Origin of the sequence: Pseudomonas sp. BF-R-19 (assembly GCF_019956445.1) — a bacterium.
GTDB classification, from domain to species: Bacteria; Pseudomonadota; Gammaproteobacteria; order Pseudomonadales; family Pseudomonadaceae; genus Aquipseudomonas; species Aquipseudomonas fluorescens_BH.
The window spans coordinates 1-21,602 of the sequence record NZ_JAHBDN010000033.1 but is presented as its reverse complement, the minus strand read 5'-3'; the positions used below and the strand labels follow the sequence as shown (position 1 = coordinate 21,602).

At 60.4% G+C, this 21,602-nt stretch carries 18 protein-coding genes; 2 read left to right on the top strand and 16 right to left on the bottom strand.

The features are described from left to right. Positions 1-29: 29 nt before the first annotated feature. Together adk and ppc are read right to left on the bottom strand one after the other, a co-directional pair. Positions 30-677, bottom strand: a complete 648-nt coding sequence (adk, locus tag KGB28_RS04245) for an adenylate kinase (protein ID WP_223442674.1) — start codon at positions 675-677, stop codon at positions 30-32. A 287-nt stretch (positions 678-964) separates the two neighbouring features. Beyond that, positions 965-3,595: a phosphoenolpyruvate carboxylase gene (gene ppc, locus KGB28_RS04240; protein WP_223442669.1), complete on the bottom strand. Its 2,631-nt coding sequence runs from the start codon at positions 3,593-3,595 to the stop codon at positions 965-967. A gap of 202 nt (positions 3,596-3,797) precedes the next feature. Between ppc and KGB28_RS04235 the strand changes: the two genes are divergently transcribed. Together KGB28_RS04235 and KGB28_RS04230 are read left to right on the top strand one after the other, a co-directional pair. Continuing rightward, positions 3,798-4,142, top strand: coding sequence for a pilin assembly protein (locus KGB28_RS04235; RefSeq protein ID WP_223442667.1), 345 nt, complete (start codon positions 3,798-3,800; stop codon positions 4,140-4,142). 183 nt (positions 4,143-4,325) lie between these two features. Continuing rightward, positions 4,326-5,714 (top strand): transposase, encoded by a 1,389-nt coding sequence (locus KGB28_RS04230; RefSeq protein WP_223442665.1) that lies wholly within the window; start codon positions 4,326-4,328, stop codon positions 5,712-5,714. A 95-nt stretch (positions 5,715-5,809) separates the two neighbouring features. Here the strand turns inward: KGB28_RS04230 and KGB28_RS04225 are convergent, their stop codons facing one another. From KGB28_RS04225 to KGB28_RS04160, 14 genes are all read right to left on the bottom strand, one after another. After that, positions 5,810-6,136: a hypothetical protein gene (locus KGB28_RS04225; RefSeq protein WP_223442662.1), complete on the bottom strand. Its 327-nt coding sequence runs from the start codon at positions 6,134-6,136 to the stop codon at positions 5,810-5,812. Further along, positions 6,133-7,047 carry an alpha/beta hydrolase gene (locus KGB28_RS04220; RefSeq protein WP_223442660.1) on the bottom strand — a complete coding sequence of 305 codons (915 nt, stop codon included), beginning with the start codon at positions 7,045-7,047 and terminating at the stop codon, positions 6,133-6,135. Before KGB28_RS04220 ends, KGB28_RS04225 begins: the two co-directional genes overlap by 4 nt. 160 nt (positions 7,048-7,207) lie before the next feature. Continuing rightward, positions 7,208-8,485, bottom strand: coding sequence for a flavohemoglobin expression-modulating QEGLA motif protein (locus KGB28_RS04215; RefSeq protein ID WP_150728239.1), 1,278 nt, complete (start codon positions 8,483-8,485; stop codon positions 7,208-7,210). A gap of 32 nt (positions 8,486-8,517) precedes the next feature. After that, a complete protein-coding gene (locus tag KGB28_RS04210; RefSeq protein ID WP_223442657.1) occupies positions 8,518-9,072 on the bottom strand; it encodes a hypothetical protein in 555 nt (184 codons plus the stop codon). 157 nt (positions 9,073-9,229) lie between these two features. Further along, positions 9,230-9,946 (bottom strand): TetR/AcrR family transcriptional regulator, encoded by a 717-nt coding sequence (locus KGB28_RS04205; RefSeq protein WP_223442655.1) that lies wholly within the window; start codon positions 9,944-9,946, stop codon positions 9,230-9,232. A 98-nt stretch (positions 9,947-10,044) separates the two neighbouring features. After that, positions 10,045-11,547 carry a lysine--tRNA ligase gene (lysS, locus tag KGB28_RS04200; RefSeq protein WP_150728236.1) on the bottom strand — a complete coding sequence of 501 codons (1,503 nt, stop codon included), beginning with the start codon at positions 11,545-11,547 and terminating at the stop codon, positions 10,045-10,047. Positions 11,548-11,657: 110 nt separating this feature from the next. Further along, a protein-coding gene (gene prfB / locus KGB28_RS04195) for a peptide chain release factor 2 (protein WP_115947770.1) occupies positions 11,658-12,753 on the bottom strand; the annotation gives its coding sequence in 2 pieces (ribosomal slippage) (positions 11,658-12,680 and positions 12,682-12,753; 1,095 coding nt in all). A 259-nt stretch (positions 12,754-13,012) separates the two neighbouring features. Continuing rightward, positions 13,013-14,014 (bottom strand): PleD family two-component system response regulator, encoded by a 1,002-nt coding sequence (locus KGB28_RS04190; protein ID WP_223442652.1) that lies wholly within the window; start codon positions 14,012-14,014, stop codon positions 13,013-13,015. A gap of 48 nt (positions 14,015-14,062) precedes the next feature. After that, entirely contained in the window at positions 14,063-15,073 is a 1,011-nt protein-coding gene (locus KGB28_RS04185) for a chemotaxis response regulator protein-glutamate methylesterase (RefSeq protein WP_223442650.1), read from the bottom strand. Continuing rightward, on the bottom strand, positions 15,070-17,349 hold the full coding sequence (locus KGB28_RS04180) for a hybrid sensor histidine kinase/response regulator (RefSeq protein ID WP_223442649.1): 2,280 nt from the start codon (positions 17,347-17,349) through the stop codon (positions 15,070-15,072). The genes KGB28_RS04185 and KGB28_RS04180 overlap by 4 nt, the downstream gene beginning before the upstream one ends. Further along, positions 17,346-18,026, bottom strand: coding sequence for a chemotaxis protein CheW (locus KGB28_RS04175; protein ID WP_223442647.1), 681 nt, complete (start codon positions 18,024-18,026; stop codon positions 17,346-17,348). Before KGB28_RS04175 ends, KGB28_RS04180 begins: the two co-directional genes overlap by 4 nt. Next, positions 18,023-19,294 (bottom strand): CheR family methyltransferase, encoded by a 1,272-nt coding sequence (locus KGB28_RS04170; RefSeq protein WP_223442645.1) that lies wholly within the window; start codon positions 19,292-19,294, stop codon positions 18,023-18,025. Before KGB28_RS04170 ends, KGB28_RS04175 begins: the two co-directional genes overlap by 4 nt. After that, complete coding sequence (locus KGB28_RS04165; RefSeq protein ID WP_223442643.1) at positions 19,291-19,827, bottom strand: chemotaxis protein CheW; 537 nt, start codon at positions 19,825-19,827, stop codon at positions 19,291-19,293. The genes KGB28_RS04170 and KGB28_RS04165 overlap by 4 nt, the downstream gene beginning before the upstream one ends. Continuing rightward, complete coding sequence (locus tag KGB28_RS04160) at positions 19,827-21,449, bottom strand: methyl-accepting chemotaxis protein (protein WP_223442642.1); 1,623 nt, start codon at positions 21,447-21,449, stop codon at positions 19,827-19,829. The genes KGB28_RS04165 and KGB28_RS04160 overlap by 1 nt, the downstream gene beginning before the upstream one ends. Positions 21,450-21,602: the final 153 nt, after the last annotated feature.

Here is a 21,602-nt window from a genome sequence, read left to right as displayed (position 1 = left end):
GCCGTGGATGGTGCAGCGGGTCAGACTTTTCAGCTCAGGGCTGCAAGCACCTTGGCGGTGATCGCTTCAACCGAACCGACGCCTTCGATGTGGCTGTACTGCGGCTTGCCATTGGCAGCCGACAGCTTCTGGTAGAAGTCCACCAGCGGCTTGGTCTGGGAGTGGTAGACCGACAGGCGATGACGCACGGTTTCTTCGGTGTCGTCCTTGCGCTGCACCAGCTCTTCACCGGTGACGTCGTCTTTGCCAGCGATTTTCGGCGGGTTGTAGACGATGTGGTACACGCGGCCGCTGGCCTCGTGAACGCGGCGACCGGCGATACGCTGGACGATCTCTTCGTCTTCAACGGCGATTTCAACCACTGCATCCAGCTCGACGCCTGCCGTCACCAGGGCTTCAGCCTGGGGAATGGTGCGCGGGAAGCCGTCGAACAGGAAACCGTTGGCGCAGTCGGACTGGGCGATGCGGTCCTTGACCAGTGCGATGATCAGGTCATCGGACACCAGGCCGCCGGCATCCATGATGCTCTTGGCCTTGATGCCCAGCTCGGTGCCGGCCTTGACCGCTGCACGCAACATGTCGCCGGTGGAGATTTGCGGAATGCCGAATTTCTCGGTGATGAACTTAGCCTGAGTACCTTTACCGGCCCCGGGAGCTCCCAGCAGAATGACGCGCATCGATGTGCTCCTCAATTTTTATATGGATAACGTCAGATTCGCCTCGTGGGGCCAATCTCAAAAATAGGGTCGTGACCGCCCAAACGGTCAAAGGCTGCTCAAGATACACAGCAGGCTGCGCCCACACAAGACGCCAAAAGTCGGAGAAACCGCTGCCTCTTGCGACCATTGCGCACAGTTTCCCAAGTCGCAACCCCATCATTAACTGTCGCCTGACAGCACTTTTGCACCCGTCAAACGGCGGCATCCGGCTCACCTGCCGGATGCCTGACCCCACCGCAAAAACCTTAGCCGGTGTTACGCAAACCGGCGGCAATCCCCGCCACAGACACCAGCAAGGCCTGTTCTACCGGGCTGCCCTGCGCCACCTCCTGCACTCTTGAACGGGCCAGCAACTCGGCCTGCAATAGATGAAGCGGGTCGAGGTAGGTGTTGCGCAAGCGGATGAACTCAAGGGTCGCTGGGCTATGTGCCAGCAGCTGCGACTGCCCGGTCAGGCCGAGAACGATGGTGCACGCCTGCGACAATAGGTCGCGTAAATGCGCACCCAATGGCAACAGATTCGGCTCCACCAGACGCTCATCGTAGGACTGCGCAATGTCGGCATCGGCCTTGGCCAAGACCATTTCCAGCATGTCGATGCGGGTGCGGAAGAACGGCCACTGCTCACGCATTTGCCCCAGCAGTTCGCCTTCGCCACGCGCCAGTGCCTTGCTCAGGGCCGCTTCCCAACCCAGCCAGGCCGGCAGCATCAGGCGCGTCTGGGTCCAGCCGAAGATCCACGGAATCGCCCGCAGGCTTTCGATCCCCCCGGCCCGACGCTTGGCCGGGCGACTGCCCAGCGGCAAACGACCGAGTTCCTGTTCCGGCGTCGACTGGCGGAAATACTCCACGAACTGCGGATTTTCCCGCACCACGGCGCGGTAGGCACTGACACCGTCTGCGGCCAGTTCGTCCATCAAATGGCGCCACTCGGGTGTAGGTGGCGGTGGAGGCAGCAAGGTCGCCTCCAGCACGGCGGCCAGGTACAGGTTGAGGTTCTGCTCGGCGATGTCCGGCAGGCCGAACTTGAATCGAATCATTTCGCCCTGTTCGGTGGTGCGGAAGCGCCCCGCCACCGAACCCGGTGGCTGCGACAGGATCGCCGCGTGAGCCGGGCCGCCGCCACGCCCAACGGTGCCACCACGACCATGGAACAACAGCAGTTCGACGTCGTGCGAACGGCAGATATCCACCAATCGCTCCTGCGCCCGGTACTGCGCCCAGGCCGCCGCGGTGGTGCCGGCGTCCTTGGCCGAGTCGGAGTAGCCGATCATCACTTCCTGCGGCCCTTGCAGGCGCGCGCGATAGCCCGGCAACAGCAGCAGCTTCTCGATCACCGGACCCGCGTTGTCGAGGTCGGCCAGGGTTTCGAACAGCGGCACCACGCGCATCGGCCGCAACACGCCGGACTCTTTGAGCAACAACTGCACGGCGAGTACATCGGAAGCCGCACCGGCCATGGAAATCACATAGGAACCGAGGGATGCCGACGGCGCAGCGGCGATTTCCCGGCAGGTCGCCAGCACCTCAGTGGTGTCGGCGGAAGGTTTGAAGTACGTCGGCAACAAGGGACGACGATTGCTCAATTCGCGCATCAGGAAGGCGATGCGCTCTTCCTCGCTCCAGTCCTCGTAGCGCCCCAGGCCGAGGTAGTCGGTGATTTCGGTCATCGCTGCGGTGTGCCGCGACGAGTCCTGGCGTACATCCAGACGAACCAGGAACAGACCGAATGTCACTGCCCGACGCAGGCAATCGAGCAACGGCCCGTCGGCGATCACGCCCATGCCGCACTCGTGCAAGGAGCGGTAGCAAAGCTCCAGTGGATCGAGCAGTTCGCGGTTGTCTTGCAGCACATCGGTCGGTGCCGGCGCTGGCGTCGACAACGCGGCGTGTGCCCAGTTACGCGTTGCCCGCAGGCGTTCGCGCAGCTGTTTGAGCACTGCCCGGTAAGGTTCGGCGCTGTCTCCCGCCTTGGCCTTCAATTCATCGCTGGCCTGCTGCATCGACAGTTCAGCGGCCAGGCGATCGACATCGCGCAGGTACAAATCGGCCGCCATCCAGCGCGCCAACAGTAAAACCTCTCGGGTCACCGCCGCCGTCACGTTCGGGTTGCCGTCGCGGTCGCCGCCCATCCACGAGGCAAAGCGGATCGGTGCCGCCTCCAGTGGCAGGCGCAGGCCGGTGGCGGTGTGCAGGGCCTGATCGGCCTTGCGCAGATAATTGGGAATGGCCTGCCACAGTGAATGCTCGATCACCGCGAAACCCCACTTGGCTTCGTCCACCGGTGTCGGACGCGTGCGGCGGATTTCCTCGGTGTGCCAGGCTTCGGCGATCAGGCGTTGCAAGGTGGTCTTGATCTGCTCGCGCTCGGCACGGGTCAGGTCACGGTGATCCTGAGCCGCCAGTTGCGCGGCGATGGCGTCGTACTTCTGGATCAGTGTGCGGCGTGCAACTTCGGTCGGGTGCGCGGTCAATACCAGCTCGATCTCCAGTCGCCCCAGTTGCCGGGCCAGCGCGTCGGCGCCATGCCCTTCGGCGCGCAGGCGCGCGAGCAACTCCGGCAACACCAGGGCTTCGAACGGCGCCTCCTGGGACTCCTCGCGGCGGTGAATCAACTGGTACTGCTCGGCGATGTTGGCCAGGTTGAGAAACTGGTTGAACGCCCGCGCTACCGGCAGCAATTCGTCTTCGCTCAGCTGATTGAGGCTGGCGCTGAGTTCGGCGTCCATGGAGCCGCGCCGGTCAGCCTTGGCGCCCTTGCGGATCTGCTCGATCTTGTCGAGAAAACCGTCGCCATATTGCTCACGAATGGTGTTGCCCAACAGCTCACCCAACAGGTGAACGTCCTCGCGCAAGCGTGCATCAATATCGGTCATCAGCAGGTCTCCAGCAAAGAATCCGGGCGGCTAAGAACCTAGAGAGTGCCGCCCCAGACAGGTTCTTACAAGCAAGACGACGAAGGGACTGTAAACCTTGCCTGTTGAGGCTAGTCTGAACGGTAAGCCGTACAACGGTTGTCGCCGGCCAGTGCCGGACACTCACTCTGCCTGCCACGAGCGGGCGCGCAATGAGGTCAATATGAAAATCCGCGAGCTTGCCCACCACTGGGAAGAAAACGCCAAGGGTCGCCTGACCGACACCGGCTACTCGATTCATCTGGACGTGGAGTCTGCCGCACGTTTGGCCGCGCTCGTCGAGATGTACCCCAAGCGGCATCCCGAAGAACTGCTCGGCGATCTGCTCAGCGCCGCACTGGAGGAGCTGGAAAGAAGCTTCCCGTACGTCAAAGGCACGACCGTGGTCGCCACCGATGAAGAAGGCGATCCGCTGTACGAAGACATCGGGCCGACCCCGCGCTTTCTGGCGCTGTCCCGTCGGCATTTGCATGATTTGTCGGTGCCTGACGACAAACAGAAGCACTGATCGACAGCACTTTTTCACACCGCAAAAAATGCCTGTTCCCGAGCCGTCAAGGTCCGGGAATATGGCTGCGCGTGACGGCTTTTTTTATTTCATACCACTGATCGGCACTGGTACTTCTGACAGTAGATAGATTCCTTCGAGAAAGTTTGAAATAGCACCAGAACTTTCCAGGAGGAAGGATGCATGAAATTTCCCAGCGCTGTCTTACTGTCATGCCTGATCGCAATGCAAATGGCTTGCACGCAAACAAAGGACCCAATGGACGATGATGCCATTCCAACGAATATCCCCTTACCACAAGTTGGTGTTAATCAGCGGCCTGTTGTTGGGGAGAAGAAAGTGTTGTTGGTAGCTGCTCACTGGCAAGACAGTAATGAAATAGACATGCAAAAGCTTTATGCCGACACCGCATCGGAACAACCCGGCTCTTACAGTGATTACATACGACAATCCTCAATGGGAAAATTGACTCTTAAATGGACGACAATTACGGCCCGGTTTGCTAAGCCGTATCCAGGATATTCTCAAGTTTATCTGGACGCTGAAGAAGCCGCCCGTGTGCAGGGCTATGATCCAGAGGAGTACGATTATTTGTTTGTCGTTGAAAATGGCCCTGGTGGTGGCCAGGCGCGCATGCCCGGGAATAAGCTTTTCGTACGTGGGTCGTTTCAGGGGTACTACATTTTTGCACATGAGTTCGGACATAACCTCGGATTCAACCACGGTGAAACCTACACGAAATGTCCAAAAGACAACGATACGGTCTTTGCTCCCGATCAATGCGAAATCACCCCAGCTCGCCCCGCAACCGACACCGGGGACCCGGTATCGCAGGGCAGAGGCCTTTACCCTGCCAATTATCGCTGGTATGCCGGTTGGCTGGATAACTCACAAGTAGCGGTAATCGAGCGCTCGGGCCTGTATCGCCTGGGCGTACTGGGACAAACCGGACCGCAACTTTATCTCATCAATCGCACTGGCTTGACTCCCAGTCAAATCGCTCTGGAGTACCGCAAACCCACCCATTACGATAATTTCCCACCGACCGATAATCGAGCGAATGGCGTGTGGGTGAGGTACACAACCATGGGAAGTATTGTAAATAACGTCCAGCTCGATGGCACACCGGAAACGATCACTACACATGACCCGACATTGCAACCAGGTAGAACTCTGAAAGATGACACAGCAGGTATTATCCTCCACGCCTGCACAGCATCCGCTGATGGGGCGACAGTCGCCATTGCAATAAATGGTGAAGATACTCCAGCTTGCCCAGTCGCAGGGAAGCCATTAGTTGCTCCCGAGGTTCTAACTCCCACTCCGGGAGCTCCAGCTACTCAAAATCCCGTTACTTTTACAGGAACGAGTATCCCCGGGGCCAAGATCACCCTTAACTACGCGCAAGATTCTGAAAACAACGGCACTGAAGTAGCTATTGCGGACTCCACTGGGAATTGGCGAATAACATTAACGCCGCTAACCTCAGGAAAATATCACTCGTTTGCCTATCAGATAGTTGGTGACAGTGCATCGCTGCTGACCGGTCGTTTTTTTGAAGTAGCTCAGTGAGCGGTTAGTTCGCTTGCTGGCTCTGCGGGCTACGACATCACTGATGTTTCCCCCTTTTGTATGTGGAAGGGGGAAGCCTCTATAAGCCGCAATAATTACTCCAGCTTCTGCGGTGTCTCCTGCCCCATGCAGCGCACGGCTTTTTTCTTGCTGTCGATCAGCACGCCAGTCAGGCCTTTCTGCTCCATGTCGAACAGCACCAGCACGCCATCAATGCACTGCGCCACTTGGGCGGCCGGTTCCAGGGAAACTTTGTAGTCTTCACCCGGCACGGTCTTGAGCATGGTGAATTCGTTGAGCAGCAACGCATCCTCAGGCTTGGCGAAGTGCAGGTAGCCGTACCACCACAGGGCTCCGACGGTGCCGAGGATGCTGCAGATACCGGTGATGATCAGCGGGATGGCGTTACGTTCTTCACTCATTGCGGACTCTCTGGTGGTTCATCTTCTGAATTCGGGGGCGCCGGGTAATTGGGAATCTCACCCAACCGGCGCAGGCCGTTGAAATGCTGCGGGTCATCGAGATAACGCAGCATGACTTTGCGCCAGACCGGGTCGGCGAACGTCTGCACATGACCACCACGGGTCAGCTGCAGCACCCGTGGCGGCGGCGCAGCTTGATACAGTCGGATGCCGTTGGAAAGAGGCACGATCGGATCGTCGATGCTGTGGTAGATCAGTTTCGGCACGTCCTTGAGTTGCGCCATGGAGTTGATCGCGCTGTCGCCGTCCGGTACCAGCCACGACAACGGCACCTGGAACGGCCAGGTCATCCATGAAGTACTCAAGGCAAATTGACCGATGTTTCGGTAACTGGCGGGCACACCGTCGAGGACAATAGCCTTCAGTTGTTTCTGCCGTTCCGGGTGCTGCACCAGGTAATGCACGGCCATCGAGCCACCGAGGCTCTGGCCGAGCAGGATCAGCGGCTTGCCTTTGACCTCCGGCGCCTGGTCGAGCCATTTGAACGCCGCATCGATGTCCTGATAGATCGCCGGCAGGCTGGGTTCGCCTTCGGAAAGGCCATAACCGCGATAGTCCACAAGCAACACCTGGTAACCATTTTTCGGCAACCAAAAGCTCCCGCCGAAGTGCATGGGCAGGTTTCCGCCGTTGCCGTGCAGGTGCAGCACCGTGCCTTTGACCTCGACACCCTTCTTCGCTGGCAGCCACCAGGCATTCAGCTTGAGGCCATCGGCGGTGTTCAAGGTGACGGTGCGGTATTCGAGCCCGGCTTTTTCGGGGGTGAACAACTGGCCGGGTTCGGGGTAGAACAACAGCGAACTGCAACCGCTCAAGGCCAGGAGAAGGCAGAGGATGCCGAGGATTCTCATCCGTTGAAACCTCGCAGTGAAGATTGGAATACATACCCCTGTGGGAGCGGGCTTGCTCGCGAAGGCGTTGTGTCAGACAACAGAAATGTTGAATGTTAAACCGCTTTCGTCGGAACGCCGCCCGGAGCAAGCCCGCTCCCACAGGGGGATCCCACCAGGCCTAAAGGATGTTGGAGTAATCCGCCTCGATCCGGTCCAGGCTCAGGTGGTTGAGGAAGTTGGAGAAGCACATCCACGCCGACAGTGCGTTCATGTCGCGGAACTGTTCGGGCAGGTACTTGGGCGGTACCACCAGGCCTTCGTCCACTAACTGGCGCAAGGTGCGCATGTCTTCCAGGGTGGTCTTGCCGCAGAACAACAGCGGTATCTGCTCCAGCTTGCCTTTACGCACGGCCAGCTGAATGTAGTTGTAAATCATGATGAAGCCCTTGAGGTAGGACAAGTCTTTGGTAAATGGCAGACCTGTCGGCACCGAGCCGCGGAAAACGCGACTGGCGTTGCTGTAGCTCTCGGGCATTTCGAAGCCTTGCTCGCGGAAGAACTCGAACACCTGCAGGAAGTCGGCCCCCTCCTCCACCATGTGAATGGCGCGGGTGCGGTTGGTCAGTTTGCGCAGGCGGCTCGGGTAAGAGGCGAAGGTGATGATTTCCATCAGGATCGCCAGGCCTTCCTGGGTTACCGTCGACGAGGGCGGCCCCTTGGAGAGGAAGGTGCAGATCGGCTGGTTCAGGCCGTTGAGGGTGGTGCCGACATGCACCAGCCCTTCATGAACTTCCAGCGCCCGCACGTCGCGGTCGTTGAACATCGCGTCGGAGCGGATCTTGATGTAGTCGGCGCCCGCCGCCGCATCGGCGACGATGCCGTCGGACTCGAACACCCGGATGGTTTCCTCGGCTTCGCCAAAAACCTTGTTCAAGCGATGCTGGAGCATGTCGACCGCATCCTTGGCAGTCAAAGTCTTCGGCTCATCCTTGAGGTCGCCACGGCCATCGATATTGTTCAGGTATTCGGACAACATCATGCCCAGGTCGGACAAGGTCGGGTCACCTGCGTGAAACGCGTCGGACGCGGCGCCGTACAACTCCTGGGAGATCAGGCCGAAATCCTCGGTGCCGCGCGCTTCGAGCATGCGCACCACCATGCGGTATTCCTTGCACATGCGGCGCATGATCTGGCCGACCGGGTTGAACTGGCCGAGCTGGCGGGTGATGTCGCGCTCGATGTTCTGGAACTCCAACTTCACTTTGCTGGAGTCGAACGCCAGCGGCCGGTTGAGGTAGTAGTCGCGGTCCACCGCCGGCATTTCCTTGCCCTTGGCCTTGAGGAAACCCTTACGAATGTTGTCGTCCCACTTGACCGCATCGAGGACGCGGATCGGCGTCTGCGCCAGCACGATGCGGTCGGACAAAATGCGTATCGACTGTTGGTAATCGTCCACCCGAAACTCCTGTAGAAACCTGTTTGTGCTGCTTATTTGGCTTTGGCCTGACGCTGGTAGCGTACGGCTTCGACGAACACATCGGAATTGGCCGGGTCGTCGAGATAGGCAGCGACCTGATCCATGTGGCTGTCGATCAATACGCCTTCGCCGTCGTTGGTCTGGAAGCTTTCACCGCTCAGGGCTTCCTGCTTGATGGCTTGATTGATCTGTTCGAGATCGAGGTTGTAAACCACCAACTCATGTTTGTCGGTCAGCTCAAAACCGGCCAGGGTGAAATGCCCGCCGAACTGCGCCGGTACCTTCGCCGACAGATACCAGCGGTTGCCATGGCGTGACACCGTGAAAGGATAGGCTTCCCGCTCCTTGGGCCTGGCCCGGTAATAGCCGACAGCCTGGTAGCGGTTGTCGCCGATGCGGGTCAGTTCGAGGTTGAGCGGCTCGCCCCAGGCATTGGTGCTGGTCCATTTGCCGAGCAAACCCTTGGGCGCGGGTTCGCTTGCAGGCAGCGGTTCCTTGAAGGTCACCAGACAGCCACTGAGCAGCAGGAACGACAAGGCGATCACAACGACACGCCAGGCTTTCATTCAAAACTCCCTTGAAGATCACACGGCCTCACCTTGTGGGAGCGGGCTTGCTCCGGGCGGCGTTCCGACGAAGGCGGTTCAACATTCAGCATTTAAGTCGACTGATTCACCGCTTTCGCGAGCAAGCCCGCTCCCACAGGTAATGCACCAGCCGGGCCTATACCGACGCCAGCACCAGGTGCATGTAGCGCGTCAGGATGCCGAGCATTTCCTCTTCGGCGGCAGGCTCGTCTACGTTGAGCAGGCCCTGATATTCCATCCGGCCGATAATCGCCGTCAACACCTTGGCATCCTGATGCGGCTCGCGCGAGCCCAACACCTGGAACAGCTGGCAAGAGCCCTGCAACAGGATTTGCTGATGCGAGCGCACCAGTTCGGCCAGGCGCGGGTTGAGCAATGCCTCCTGACGGAACGCCTGCTCGGCCATCAAATGTTCACGGCGATTGACCAGTTGCCGGTGAACGTAATCGGTCATCAGCCGTGCAATGTCGTCCGCCAGTTTCGAGCGTGCCCGCGGGCTGCCATCGCCACTGTCGATCATGTCGCGCAGCAAGCCCTCGTTGTTCACCCAAAGCTTGCCCATGTACGCTGCACTGCGTTCCACGTATTGGGCGAAGGTATCGGTGAGCAGGTCATCGATATCCTTGAAATAGTAAGTAGTCGCCGACAACGGCACTTGCGCCTCGGCGGCCACCGCACGGTGCCGTACGGCCCGTACACCGTCACGCACGACAATGCGCATGGCGGCGTCCAGGATATCCTGTCGTCGCTGTTCGCTGCCCTGTCGGCTGGCCTTGCGGCCCTGGTACTGAACACTTTCAGCGACCGCAGTGGCGACACCCGCTGCACCTTCTTGAGCTATTGCACGAATCACGACAGGTATTTCCTCTCAGATGAAAGTAACAAGTTGATACGTTTGTACCAGACAGGCAATAAAAAGCCGCCTCAAAGGCGGCTTTTTATTTGAAACACTTACGCTTGCGGCCGCATGTGCGGGAACAGGATCACGTCGCGGATCGACGGAGAGTTGGTCAGCAGCATCACCAGACGGTCGATACCGATGCCTTCACCCGCCGTTGGCGGCATGCCGTACTCCAGCGCACGAACGAAGTCGGCGTCGTAGTGCATGGCTTCGTCGTCGCCGGCGTCCTTGTCGGCCACCTGGGCCATGAAGCGCTCGGCCTGGTCTTCCGCATCGTTCAACTCGGAGTAGGCGTTGGCGATTTCACGACCACCGATGAACAGCTCGAAACGGTCGGTGACGTTCGGGTTGTCGTCGTTACGACGGGCCAGCGGCGACACTTCGAACGGGTACTGGGTAATGAAGTGCGGCTGTTCCAGCTTGTGCTCGACCAGCTCTTCGAAAATCATCACCTGCAGCTTGCCCAGACCTTCGAAGCCCAGCACCTTGGCGCCGGCCTTCTTGGCGATGGCGCGTGCCTTGTCGATGTCGTTCAGATCATCGGCGGTCAGTTCAGGGTTGTACTTGAGGATCGAGTCGAACACCGACAGACGCACGAACGGTTCGCCGAAGTGGAACACCTTGTCGCCGTATGGCACGTCGGTGCTGCCCAGAACCAGCTGCGCCAGTTCGCGGAACAGCTCTTCGGTCAGGTCCATGTTGTCTTCGTAGTCGGCGTAGGCCTGGTAGAACTCCAACATGGTGAATTCAGGGTTGTGACGAGTCGAAACGCCTTCGTTACGGAAGTTGCGGTTGATCTCGAACACTTTCTCGAACCCGCCAACAACCAGGCGCTTGAGGTACAGCTCCGGCGCAATACGCAGGAACATGCCCATGTCCAGCGCATTGTGGTGGGTTTCGAACGGCTTGGCTGCCGCGCCGCCCGGAATGGTCTGCAGCATCGGCGTTTCCACTTCCAGGAAGTCACGCTGCATCAGGAAGCTGCGGATGTGGGCGATGACTTGCGAACGCACGCGGAACGTCTGGCGCACGTCTTCGTTGACGATCAGGTCAACGTAGCGCTGGCGGTAGCGCTGTTCGGTGTCGGTCAGGCCGTGGTGCTTGTCCGGCAGCGGGCGCAGGGATTTGGTCAGCAGGCGCACGTTGGTCATTTCAACGTACAGGTCGCCCTTGCCGGAACGGGCCAGGGTGCCAACGGCTGCAATGATGTCGCCCATGTCCCAGGTTTTCACCGCGGCCAGGGTTTCTTCGGACAGGGTCTTGCGGTTGACGTAGACCTGGATGCGACCGGTCATGTCCTGGATCACCATGAACGAGCCACGGTTGAGCATGATACGACCGGCAACCTTGACCGGGATCGCAGCCTCTGCCAGCTCTTCCTTGGTCTTGTCCGCGTACTGTTTCTGCAGTTGTTCGCAGTAGTTTTCGCGGCGGAAGTCGTTCGGGAAGGCATTGCCCTTGGCGCGCTCGGCAGCAAGCTTTTCCTTGCGCAGGGCGATCAGGGAGTTTTCTTCCTGTTGCAGGGCTTGCGGGTCGAGTTCTAGGTCGCTCATGTCTTTAAAAATTCCATCAGGTTCGTTGTCCCCAGCCTGCGGCTGAGGATCGCGGGCAAGCCCGCTCCTACAAGGATCGCGCTGAGTCAGCCGATCCTGTATTGCATTGCTTACAGCCCGGACTTCAGGCTCGCTTCCAGGTATTCGTCGATGTCGCCATCGAGCACCTTGTCACAGTCGCTGCGTTCGATGTTGGTGCGCAGATCCTTGATCCGCGAGGCATCGAGCACGTACGAACGGATCTGATGACCCCAGCCGATATCGGACTTGGTGTCTTCCAGCGCCTGGGATGCCGCGTTGCGCTTCTGTATTTCCTGCTCGTACAACCTGGCCCGCAGCATTTTCATGGCGGTGTCTTTGTTGGCGTGCTGGGAACGTTCGTTCTGGCAGCTGACCACGGTGTTGGTCGGTACGTGGGTGATACGTACGGCCGAGTCGGTGGTGTTTACGTGCTGACCACCGGCACCGGAGGAGCGATAGGTGTCGATCCGCAAGTCTGCCGGGTTGATTTCGATTTCCACCTTGTCATCGATCTCTGGCGAGACGAACACCGCGGAGAACGAGGTGTGGCGACGGTTGCCGGAGTCGAACGGGCTCTTGCGCACCAGACGGTGCACGCCGATCTCGGTACGCAGCCAGCCAAAGGCGTATTCGCCCTTGATGTGCACGGTCGCGCCCTTGATCCCGGCGACTTCACCGGCGGACAGTTCCATGATGGTCGCGTCGAAACCGCGTTTGTCGGCCCAGCGCAGGTACATGCGCAGCAGAATGTTGGCCCAGTCCTGGGCTTCGGTGCCGCCGGAGCCGGCCTGGATGTCCAGATAGGCGTTGTTCGGGTCCATTTCGTGGCTGAACATGCGCCGGAATTCAAGCTTGGCGAGGTTTTCCTCGAGACGGGCCAACTCGGCGACGACATCGCCCACTGCGCCTTCGTCGTTCTCTTCAACGGCCATGTCCAGCAGGTCACGGCAATCGGCCAGACCGGTGTTCAATTCGTCGAGGGTATCGACGATCTGCGCCAGCGCAGCGCGCTCGCGGCCCAGTTCCTGGGCGTATTCAGGTTTGTTCCAGACACTCGGATCTTCAAGCTCGCGATTGACTTCGGTCAGACGCTCATGCTTTTGATCGTAGTCAAAGATACCCCCGAATAGTTTCGGAGCGCTCGGACAGGTCCTTGATGGTGTTCAGGATCGGGTTGATTTCCATGACGGGCAGCACTCGTTGGCGAACTTTTGAAAGCCGGCGAGTATACCGGGAAACAGCCGAAAACGGCAGCCCGCCTGGCCGAAAAGACGGGGTTGCAGACGTTCTTTACAGCGATTGAGGCCATTGTGGGAGCGAGCTTGCTCCGGGCGGCGTTCCGACGATGACGGCGTGTCAGTCCATGGAACTATCGACTGATACAACGCCATCGCGAGCAAGCTCGCTCCCACAGGGCTTTGCGTCGCTCAGGAAATAGGGTGGATCACTCCACGCCCACCTGATTGCGCCCATTGTTCTTCGCCGAATACAGCCCCTTGTCCGCCGCCAGGATCAGGTCGCGGCAGTTGCTGCCGGCTTTCGGCGTGATGGTCGACAGGCCAATGCTGATGGTCAGGCTCGAACCTTCGGTCGGCGAATTATGCGGGATCTTCAGGGCTGCCACGGTCTGGCGCAGCTTCTCGGCCACCAGTCGTGCGCCGCCCTGGGAGGTGTTGGGCAGTACCAGGGCAAACTCTTCGCCGCCGTAGCGGGCCGGCAGGTCCGAAGGCCGGGCACTGGCATCCTTGATCGCCGCGGCGACCTTGCGCAGGGCTTCATCACCCTCCAGGTGGCCGAAGCTGTCGTTGTAGGCCTTGAAGTAGTCCACGTCGATCATCAACAACGACAACTGGCTCTGCTCACGCAGCGAGCGGCGCCACTCCAGTTCCATGTATTCATCGAAGTGCCGACGGTTCGACAATCCCGTCAGGCCATCGGAGTTCATCAGGCGTTGCAGCACCAGGTTGGTGTCGAGCAGTTGCTGCTGGCTGACCCGCAACGCGCGGTACGCCGCGTCCCGTTGCAGCAGGGTCATGTAGGAGCGCGAGTGATAGCGGATGCGTGCGACCAGTTCGATGTTGTCCGGCAGCTTGACCAGATAATCGTTGGCCCCGGCGGCAAAGGCCGCGCTCTTGATCAACGGGTCTTCCTTGGTCGACAAGACGATGATCGGAATGTCCTTGGTCGCCGGGTGATTGCGGTATTCACGCACCAGGCTCAGGCCGTCAAGGCCGGGCATCACCAGATCCTGCAGGATCACTGTCGGCTTGATGCGCACCGCGTGGGCGATGGCCTGGTGCGGGTCGGCGCAGAAGTGGAAATCGATATTCTCTTCGTTCGACAGGCCGCGGCGCACGGCTTCGCCGATCATCGCCTGATCGTCCACCAGCAACACCATGGCGGCGTTTTCGTCGGTCTTGAAGTCGTCGAGTTGTAATTCAGTCATGTGCGGTCACCTGAGTACTACCTGAGCCAGGAATGAGGGAAAAGGTGCTCATTTGGCGAAAATCTCCAGCAATCGTGGTGCTATCTTGTCCAGCGGGCGAATCTCCACGGCAGCATCGATGGCCGCGGCCGCCTTCGGCATGCCGTACACCGCACTGCTGCTTTGGTCTTGTGCGATGGTCAGGTAGCCCTGTTCGCGCATGAGTTTAAGCCCCTGGGCGCCATCACGCCCCATGCCGGTGAGCAAAACCCCCACGGCGTCACCGTTCCAGTAACTGGCCACGCTCTCGAAGAACACATCGATGGAGGGCCGGTAGATCTCGTTGACCGGTTCGGCGGTGTAGGCCAGCGTGCCGTTTTTCAGCAAGCGAATATGGTGATTGGTGCCGGCCAGCAATACTGTGCCGCTTTGCGGCGGCTCGCCTTCCTCGGCCAACCGCACGTTGAGTCCGCTGGCGCTGCCGAGCCATTCAGCCATGCCGGCGGCAAACACCTGGTCAACATGCTGCACCAGCACGATGGCCGGAGAGAAATCACTCGGCAGTGCCTTGAGCAAGACTTCCAGCGCTGCCGGCCCGCCCGCAGATGAGCCAATGGCGATCAGGCTCTGGCGTGAACCCGAACTGCGCAACGGTGCCAGCGTCGGGCGCGGGCGGTTGCCCTTGTCGCCGATCAGCCAGACGATGTTCAGGATCTTGCGCAACAACGGCGCGGCCGCTTCCTGGGCATTGCCGGCGCCAAGGGCCGGGGTGTCGACCACGTCCAGCGCACCGTGGCCCATGGCCTCGAACACCCGGTGCACATTCTGCTGGCGATCCACGGTGACGATGACGATGGCACACGGCGTCTCGGCCATGATCCGCCGCGTGGCCTCGACACCGTCCATCACCGGCATGATCAGGTCCATCAGAATCAGGTCCGGCGTGTCCAGCGCGCACTGGCGCACCGCCTCGGCGCCATTGCCGGCGACCCAGACCACCTCGTGTGTCGGCTCGAATGCCACGGCGCGGCGCAGGGCCTCCACCGCCATGGGCATATCGTTGACGATTGCAATCCTCATGCCCGCGCTCCCCCAATGAGCTCGACCACCGCATCGAGCAAGGCATCGTCATGAAAACTGGCCTTGGCTAGATAATAGTCGGCCCCGGCATCCAGTCCACGGCGCCGATCCTCCTCACGATCCTTGTAGGACACCACCATCACCGGCAGCGATTGCAGGCGATTGTCCCGACGCAGCAGCGTGACCAGTTCGATGCCGTCCATGCGCGGCATATCAATGTCGGTGATCAGCAGGTCGAAATCCTCCGAACGCAACGCGTTCCAGCCGTCCATGCCGTCCACCGCAACCGCCACGTCGTAGCCGCGATTGAGCAACAGCTTGCGCTGCAACTCTCGCACGGTCAGAGAATCATCCACCACCAGAATGCGTTTGCGGGCCGCCTCGACCACCTGATTGCTGTGACGGGCAATGCGCTCCAGACGCCCCGTGTTGAGCAGCTTCTCCACCGAACGCAGCATGTCTTCGACATCAACGATCAGCACTACCGAACCGTCGTCGAGCAGAGCCCCAGCGGAAATGTCCTGCACCTTGCCCAGACGCTCATCCAGCGGCAGCACCACCAACGTCCGCTCACCGATAAACCGTTCCACCGCCACCCCGTAGATCGCATCGCGCTCGCGAATCACCACGACTTTCAGGGTTTGCCCGCTGTTCTGGCTGGCCGGACGTTGCAGCAACTGACTGGCTGCCACCAGGCCGACATGCCGGCCTTCGTGCCAGAAATGCTGGCGGCCTTCGACCTGCACGATATCCGCCGGCTCCAGGTCGCACATGCGCTCGATATGGGCCAGCGGGAAGGCATAGGCTTCGTCGCCGACGTCCACCACGAGGCTGCGCACCACCGACAGGGTCAGCGGTACCTCAAGGTGGAAACGACTGCCCTCGCCCGCCACCTGCTCCAGCACCACCGCGCCGCGCAACTGCCGGACCATGTGCTGCACTGCATCCAGGCCGACGCCGCGACCGGACACCTCGGTGACCGTGTCACGCAGACTGAAACCGGGCAGGAACAGGAATGTCAGCAACTCCTCTTCGCTCAACTGAGCTGCGGTTTGCGCGGGCGACAAACTTCGTTCAACGATGCTTCGGCGGAGCTTTTCCAGGTCCACGCCGTTGCCGTCATCGCTCAATTCAAGCACCAGCAAACCGGCCTGATGAGAAGCGCGCAGGCGAATCAAACCTTCAGCCGGCTTGCCCGCCAGCAGGCGCTGCTCCGGGGTTTCGATGCCGTGGTCGACTGCATTGCGCAACAGGTGAGTCAGCGGTGCTTCGAGCTTTTCCAGTACGTCGCGATCGACCTGGGTTTTTTCGCCTTCAATTTCCAGCCGCACCTGTTTGCCCAGATCGCGCCCCAGATCCCGGACCATCCGCACCTGCCCGGTCAACACATCGGCAAAGGGCCGCATGCGACAGGCCAGCGCCGTGTCGTACAACACCTGTGCCCGCTGGCTGGCATGCCAGGCGAACTCATCGAGTTCGGCGTTCTTTTCCATGAGCAGTTGCTGGGATTGCGCAAGCAATCGCCGCGCATCCTCAAGGGTCTCCTGAGCGTCCAGACTCAAGGCGTGATCCTTGAGATGCACATTGAGATTCTCCAGTGCGCGCAGGCTGTTGCTCTGCATGCGCTTGAGTCGCTGCATGGTCGCAAGGTGCGGTTTGAGCCGCAGGGTTTCCACCAGGGATTTGCTCGACAGATCGAGCAGGCTGTTCAGGCGCTCGGCGGTGACACGCAGTACACGTTCGCCGTTTTCGGTGGTGCGTTTGGACTTGCTCGGGGTTGGCGCCGATGGCGGTTCGACGGCAGGCGCCGGCGGCTCGACCTTGGGCGCGGGTGCTTCGAGCTGAAGTTCGGCCATCACCGATATGGCAGGTGCAACCAACGAGGCCGTCAGGTCCGGCAACCGCGCCATCAACGCCACGTAGGCCTCGATATCCGCGGCCTCCGGGTTGTTGTTCGGTGTGGCGATGCGCATCAGCAAATCGGTGCCTTGCAGCAACGCATCGATGTGCTCGGGGCGCAGCAACAGGCGGCCTTCCTGGGCACTGACCAGGCAATCTTCCATCACATGGGCAACGCTGACCCCGGCATCGACGCCAACGATCCGCGCCGCCCCCTTGAGCGAGTGCGCCGCACGCATGCACGATTCAAGTTGATCGGCCTGGGTCGGATCGCGCTCAAGCGCCAGCAGGCCGGCGCTCAAGACCTGGGTCTGGGCTTCGGCCTCCAGGCTGAACAGCTCCAGCAGAGAGGCGTCGCGCATTTGCTCGGGGGTCATGAGAGGCTCCGGGTCACGGCGGACAGCAGCTGTTCTTCATCCAGCCAACGCAGGCTGCGACCTTTGAATTGCAACACGCCGCGGGTGTATTTGGCGCTGGCCTGAGCACCCGAGCGCGACGCGGCATCGAGGATGTGCTCATCGATGGCGTGAATCCCGTCGACCTCGTCCACCGGCACCACCACCGGCCCGCCATCGGCGGCGATGATCAACATGCGTGGCATGACCCGCGCGCCGGGTGCCACGTTGCTGGTGCCGTCGAGGTCGAGCAGCTCCACCAGCGACAGGCAGGCGACCAGCGCACCGCGCACATTCGCCACACCGAGCAAGGCCCGGGAACGTTGATGCGGCAAAGAGTGAATCGCTTGCAGCGGCGCCACCTCTACCAGACTACGAGTCGCGAGCCCCAGCCACTCTTCACCCAGACGGAACATCAACAGTGAGCGGGTTTTCACCTCGCTCTCGACCGAGGCGGACACGGGCCCGCGATCTTCCTGCTGCAACGCATAGCGATCGAGCAAGCGTGTGGCGGCCGCGGAATACACCGCACAATTGCGGCAATGAATATGCTCGCCGAGCAGCGGGCAGGACTTGTCGCCGTGGATACCGATGCGGTTCCAGCAATCGTCGATGGCCTGGGCATCCCGGGTGACGCTAAAGGTGTCGGCGGCGATCATCGTTTACGCTCACTGTCGGCGGCGCGTGCACTGCGGGCGGCACGTTCCTGCAATCGTCTGGCTCCCATCGCATCGCCCTGGGCCTGCAGCAACCCGGCCAGGTGCATCAACGCCTCAGGATGTTGCGGTTCGAGGTACAACGCCTTGCGGTAAAAACCCTGGGCTTCAAGGGTATTGCCGGCCACATCGCTGAGCAGTCCCAACCAATAAAAGACTTGAGCCACCGGCTCATGGCTGCGCAAGTAGCTTTCACACGCCGCTCGCGCATCGGCGCTTTTGCCTTCATCGGCCAGCACGGCGATATTGGCCAGCAGCGCGGCAGTATCGGCACCTGAGATTGCAGGCGCAGCCTGCAGCGGCGCAACTCGTGCAAACGGACGACTGCGCACTGGCGCAGGCGGTGGATTGCGCAGCGGTTGCGGCACTGGCAATGGCGCTGGAACGAATGCCGGCAAGGGTTCAGGGTCCGGCATCCCTTGCCGACTGAACGCGAAGGACTGTGCGATACCGATCGAGCGCATCCCCAAACGCCCCAGCAGACCGCCCTCGGCCGGACCGATAAACAGCACGCCGTCAAGGTGGGTCAGGCACTTGAGCACTTCGAAGACTTGCTTCTGGGTCGGCTGGTCGAAATAGATCAGCAGGTTGCGACAAAACACGAAATCGAAGGGCGGTTCACCGGCCAGCAAGGCCGGATCCAGCAAGTTGCCGACCTGCAGGCGCACTTGCTCAAGCACGCACTGATCGAGGCGATAGCTCTCGCCTTCGGCAATGAAATGACGGTCGCGAAACGTAATGTCGTCACCCCGAAAGGAATTCTTGCCGTACAACGCCCGCCGGGCTTTTTCCACTGACAACGGGCTGACGTCCAGGCCGTCGACCTTGAACTGGTGCGGTTTGAGCCCGGCATCGAGCAACGCCATGGCGATCGAGTACGGTTCTTCGCCAGTGGAGCATGGCAGGCTGAGAATCCGCAGTGCGCGCAGGTTGTTGATCTCCGACAGACGCTTGCTCGCCAGTTTCGCCAGGGTGACGAAGGACTCCGGGTAGCGGAAGAACCAGGTTTCCGGAACGATCACCGCTTCGATCAAAGCCTGCTGTTCGTCCCGCGAGCCCTGCAGGGTGCGCCAATATTCATCGGCCGAAGGTGCTTGCGCAGCGATGCTGCGCTGGCGCACCGCTCGCTCGATGATCGCAGGTCCTACCGAGGTCACGTCGAGCCCGATACGTTCCTTGAGGAAATCGAAAAAACGCTGGTCGCTGTTCATGGCCGCTCCTGCAGCAGCGCCGGATCCACTGGCGGCGAGGGAAACAACAATGCACGCACCTGATCGTCCAGCAGATCGCCGACCCGTACCCATTGCAGCAAGCCCTGCTCATCCTTGCGCACCGGCCCGAGGTAAGGCGTCTGGCGATTGTCCAGGCCGTAGGGCTGAAAATCCGCCGGATCGCAACGCAAGGTGTCAGTCGCCTGTTCCAGAATCAGCCCGAGCAGCTGCGACTCGGCGGTTTCATCCGGGCGATAGTTGACCAGCACCAGTCGCGTGCTGGTACGGGCTTGTGCAGGCATGCCAAAGGTCAGTGCGCTCAAGTCGATCACCGGCACCACGGCGCCCCGATAGGCGAACACCCCGGCGACCCAGGCGGGGGCATGGGGAATGGGCTTCAAGGGCAGGCGCGGCAGCACTTCAGCCACTTCGATAGCCTTCAAGGCATAGCGCTCGTTGCCGATGCGAAACACCAGAAACAATGCATGCAGCGCCTGCGTCACGACAGAGCGTTTGGCCGTGATTTCGCTCATCAGACTTTGAATCGCGAAACGCCGCTGCGCAGCCCGACGGCCACCTGGCTCAGCTCATCGATGGCGAAACTGGCCTGGCGCAGAGACTCGACCGTCTGGCTGCTGGCATCACCCAACTGCACCAGCGCATGGTTGATCTGCTCGGCACCGGTGGCCTGGGCCTGCATACCTTCGTTGACCATCAGCACCCGCGGCGCCAGCGCCTGAACCTGATGGATGATCTGCGACAACTGTTCGCCGATTTGCTGCACCTCGGACATGCCACGGCGCACTTCTTCAGAGAACTTGTCCATGCCCATGACCCCGGCCGATACCGCCGACTGGATCTCGCGCACCATTTGCTCGATGTCATACGTGGCGACGGCGGTCTGGTCCGCCAGACGCCGCACTTCGGTGGCGACTACGGCAAAACCGCGTCCGTATTCCCCGGCCTTCTCGGCCTCGATGGCGGCGTTGAGCGACAACAGGTTGGTCTGGTCGGCAACCTTGACGATAGTCACCACCACCTGATTGATGTTGCCGGCCTTCTCGTTGAGGATCGCCAGCTTGGCGTTGACCAGATCGGCCGCGCCCATCACCGAGTGCATGGTTTCCTCCATGCGCGCCAGGCCCTGTTGTCCGGAGCCGGCGGCCACTGAAGCCTGATCGGCGGCGGTGGAGACCTCGGTCATGGTGCGCACCAGATCCCGGGAAGTGGCGGCGATCTCACGGGAGGTCGCGCCGATTTCCGTGGTGGTGGCGGCAGTTTCGGTGGCGGTGGCTTGTTGCTGCTTGGATGTCGCGGCGATCTCGGTCACCGACGTGGTCACCTGCACCGACGAACGCTGGGCCTGGGACACCAGCGAAGTGAGCTCGGTCATCATGTCGTTGAAACCGGTCTCTACCGCGCCGAATTCGTCCTTGCGCTCCAGATTCAGGCGGCTGCTGAGGTCGCCAGTGCGCATGATTTCGAGGATTTTCACGATGCGGTTCATCGGCGCCATGATCGCGCGCATCAACAAAAGACCACACAACCCGGCACTAATGACTGCGACCAGCAACGAAATGCCCATGATCAGCTTCGCCACCGATACCGATGAAATGATCGAGTCAGTGGCCGCCTCAGCCGCCACCCTGTTGAACTCAATGAGTTCATCCAGCTGTTTGCGGCCGGCAGCCCATGCCGGGGTCATCTGTTCGGCGAGGATGCGACGGGCCTGTTCGAAGTCCTTTTGCTGGTAGGCATCGAGTACCTCTTCGAGCAGCTTGTCATATTGATCGTGCAGCTTTTCAAACTCCTCGAACCTTGCCAGATCATCTTTCTCGAAGATGGTACCGCGGTAGCTGGCCATCGCGCGTTGCAGCCTTTCCTCAATACCCTGGTACATATCCTTGTCAGCCTGGGTCATGCCTCGACCGCCCCCCAGCCCGATCAGTTGCTGGGTCAGCACGTAATCATCGACCCAGGCACCGCGAATCAGGGAGCTGTAGTGAATCCCGGGAACACTGTCCGAGCGCACAACGTTCTCACTGGACTCAATCGACAGTAAACGGGAATACGAGACGACCACCATCAGCAACATGATGGCGATAATTACCGCAAAGCTCGCCAAAATGCGTTGGCGTAACGTCCAGTTCTTCACAGTCATTCCTCGGGGCCGATTCGAAATGCGGGGAGTATAGCCGAGGGCGGTGTTTCATTTATAAGACGGTTACGCACCGCTTCTCATCCCGTTGAAAAAAGGCGGGATGGGCTCTGGGTGGGGACTGTCCGCTAACTGTCTCTTATACACACT

What these genes read in the sequence shown, in the direction of transcription:
- KGB28_RS04230 (WP_223442665.1), top strand. Translation starts at nt 4,326, where the DNA reads ATGAAATTTCCCAGCGCTGTCTTACTGTCATGCCTGATCGCAATGCAA.
- ppc (WP_223442669.1), bottom strand. Translation starts at nt 3,595, where the DNA reads ATGACCGATATTGATGCACGCTTGCGCGAGGACGTTCACCTGTTGGGT.
- KGB28_RS04170 (WP_223442645.1), bottom strand. Translation starts at nt 19,294, where the DNA reads ATGAACAGCGACCAGCGTTTTTTCGATTTCCTCAAGGAACGTATCGGG.
- KGB28_RS04165 (WP_223442643.1), bottom strand. Translation starts at nt 19,827, where the DNA reads ATGAGCGAAATCACGGCCAAACGCTCTGTCGTGACGCAGGCGCTGCAT.
- KGB28_RS04190 (WP_223442652.1), bottom strand. Translation starts at nt 14,014, where the DNA reads ATGACTGAATTACAACTCGACGACTTCAAGACCGACGAAAACGCCGCC.
- KGB28_RS04210 (WP_223442657.1), bottom strand. Translation starts at nt 9,072, where the DNA reads ATGAAAGCCTGGCGTGTCGTTGTGATCGCCTTGTCGTTCCTGCTGCTC.
- KGB28_RS04185 (WP_223442650.1), bottom strand. Translation starts at nt 15,073, where the DNA reads ATGAGGATTGCAATCGTCAACGATATGCCCATGGCGGTGGAGGCCCTG.
- lysS (WP_150728236.1), bottom strand. Translation starts at nt 11,547, where the DNA reads ATGAGCGACCTAGAACTCGACCCGCAAGCCCTGCAACAGGAAGAAAAC.
- KGB28_RS04220 (WP_223442660.1), bottom strand. Translation starts at nt 7,047, where the DNA reads ATGAGAATCCTCGGCATCCTCTGCCTTCTCCTGGCCTTGAGCGGTTGC.
- KGB28_RS04235 (WP_223442667.1), top strand. Translation starts at nt 3,798, where the DNA reads ATGAAAATCCGCGAGCTTGCCCACCACTGGGAAGAAAACGCCAAGGGT.
- KGB28_RS04225 (WP_223442662.1), bottom strand. Translation starts at nt 6,136, where the DNA reads ATGAGTGAAGAACGTAACGCCATCCCGCTGATCATCACCGGTATCTGC.
- adk (WP_223442674.1), bottom strand. Translation starts at nt 677, where the DNA reads ATGCGCGTCATTCTGCTGGGAGCTCCCGGGGCCGGTAAAGGTACTCAG.
- KGB28_RS04175 (WP_223442647.1), bottom strand. Translation starts at nt 18,026, where the DNA reads ATGATCGCCGCCGACACCTTTAGCGTCACCCGGGATGCCCAGGCCATC.
- KGB28_RS04180 (WP_223442649.1), bottom strand. Translation starts at nt 17,349, where the DNA reads ATGACCCCCGAGCAAATGCGCGACGCCTCTCTGCTGGAGCTGTTCAGC.